General features: G+C 40.7%; 2 protein-coding genes. Both read left to right on the forward strand.

Annotation, left to right across the window (positions count from 1 at the left end):
- Positions 1 to 499 precede the first annotated feature (499 nt).
- Positions 500 to 1,009, forward strand: coding sequence for a peptidylprolyl isomerase (locus PGZ10_RS16450; protein WP_117836398.1), 510 nt, complete (start codon positions 500 to 502; stop codon positions 1,007 to 1,009).
- Positions 1,010 to 1,077: 68 nt separating this feature from the next.
- Positions 1,078 to 2,160 (forward strand): P1 family peptidase, encoded by a 1,083-nt coding sequence (locus PGZ10_RS16455; RefSeq protein WP_117836400.1) that lies wholly within the window; start codon positions 1,078 to 1,080, stop codon positions 2,158 to 2,160.
- The last annotated feature ends 225 nt before the right edge of the window (positions 2,161 to 2,385 follow it).

A 2,385-nucleotide genomic window follows, 5' to 3' on the forward strand; every position in this document is an offset into this window, starting at 1 on the left:
TTCTCATATAAGTCTTTGTCATATGTCGTTTTTCTTGATAATTCCATCTTCGACTAATATCGAAACAAGTTCTTTTTGACCTTTTAGCCTTACATTCCGAAATAATTTTGTACTCTTCATTCTGTATTCCTCTTTTTATTTTTGTTATGTTGTCATTTATTCTTTACGCACAAATCAGAGTATCCGGTCAGAATACAGTCAATAAAATGCAAAATCACCATTTTTATTTTATTCTGGCGTACAAAAAAGTCAAATCACTTTGTTTGTTACACACAAACAGAAACCTGAAAGGTGTAAAAATCTCTTGCAAGTATATCGCAGTAAAATGATGGTAAATTCAATTATACCGGGAAAGAAGAACCAACCTGGTCGAAGTAGGATTTGGGCGGTAACTTCCACTTTGAGTATTTCAGCAAAAGCTGTATAATGAAATACAAAGAGAGACATACACGGGTGGGTTGACCTTCGAAAAAAATAATGAGATAAAGGAAATATGAAAATGAATCAAAAACCAATCATCGAAATAACTGTAAATGAGAATGCTGTGATACACTTTGAATTATGGCCGGAAATTGCACCGATTGCCTGCGCAAGTGTTATGCGACTCGCAGAGAAGAGAATATTTGACGGAAGAGCCATTGAACGTTTGGAACCGGGATTTGTCCTTCAGCCACTGTTTTTTGATGGTGTTGATCCACAAATCGATATCATGATCAAACCAGAATTTAAAACCAATCCTGAAAATGCCAAAATTACTTTTCATCGGGGGATTGTTGCCATGGCAGGAGATCCAGAGAACAGTTCCGGCAGCCAGTACTATATCACCCTTGCTGCCTCCGAGAGATTGAATGGTAATTTCACCGTAATCGGAAAAGTGATCGATGGCTGGGATGAGATTGAACGACTGGAACATGTAGAAGTAGAAGAAGCCATTGAACCGCAGTCAGGATTTGTCTATCACAGACCGGTAAAAACAGAGATGATCACGAAAGTCAGACTCATAAAATGAAATATTAAATCATTCAACGGAGAAAATGTGCTATACTGAAATCAGCATGTATTGAAAAATACAACAAAATCCAAGGAGGAAACCAAAATGGGGCAAAAAGGATTCGGGACTTTGGAATTGTACCCGGAAGAGTAAAAACAGGAGAAAGGAATGCAATTACGGACGTGCCTGGTATACGGGTAGGGCATTGTACGGTGAAGACAGAAGAAAATCATACTGGTGTAACCGTGATCGTTCCTGGACCGGACAATGCATTTGCCAAGCACTATACGGCAGCTGCATACATTCATAATGGATTCGGAAAAAGTGCCGGTGTTGTGCAGGTTGAGGAGCTGGGGACCCTCGAGACACCGATTGCTCTTACCAATACGTTAAATGTCGGAAAGGTTTTGGATGCAATGGTTGAGATCGTGATTGAACAGTGCCGGAAGGATGGAATAGAACCTCAGAGTATCAATCCGGTCGTAGGCGAGTGCAATGACTGTCGGATCAATCATATCCAGAAACGTGCAATTGGTGAAAAAGAAGTGCGCGAGGCTTTTGCATTAGCATCGGAAGAATTCGAAGAAGGTGATGTAGGTGCCGGTGCCGGTACGACCTGCTATGGCATGAAGGGTGGAATCGGTTCTGCATCCCGCGTGATCACGATTGGAGAAAAAGAATACACCATCGGTGTTCTGGTTCAGTCAAACTTTGGTGCAACGAAAGATTTTGTACTGAATGGCGAAGCTGTTGGTCCTAAAATTCTGGAATGGAAACAGGAAAAGAGTGATATGGCTGCATCTGAAGAAGATAAAGGTTCTATTATGAGTATTCTGGCTACAGACCTTCCATTGACAAGTCGTCAGCTCAAACGGATTCTGAAAAGAACCGGTGTTGGTATCGCACGAACCGGTGGTTATACAGGTCATGGCAGTGGGGAGATTATGATTGGATTTACGACTGCAAACAGAATCCCATCCGGCTATGAGGAGGAACTTGTGCAGATATCAGCAATTCCGGAAAACATAATCGACCGTGCTTTCCTTGCTGCGGCAGAAGCAGAGCAGGAGGCAATCTTGAATTCCATGACTGCCGCAAATCAGACACGTGGAATAGCAGGCGAACTGTATTACAGCCTTGCGGAATATCTTGAGGATAGAGAAAACTAAAGACTGGACAAAAGAATAAGTGCAATTAAAAAGAAAGGGGCTGTGAAATAAGTCCCTAAAAGAAATAGGACCATTCGTTCATGCGAAAGGTTCTATTTTTGTGGTAAAATTAACTTGCGATGAAAACTTTACACAATAATTATTGTAATTCAAAACAAGGATATTTCTTTTCTTATTATCTGTTACTTTTCTGCTATCTCAATCACTTATAAAAAGTTGCTCTAC

Origin of the sequence: Coprococcus sp. AF102-57 (genome assembly GCF_027686195.1) — a bacterium.
GTDB classification, from domain to species: domain Bacteria; phylum Bacillota; class Clostridia; order Lachnospirales; family Lachnospiraceae; genus Allocoprococcus; species Allocoprococcus comes.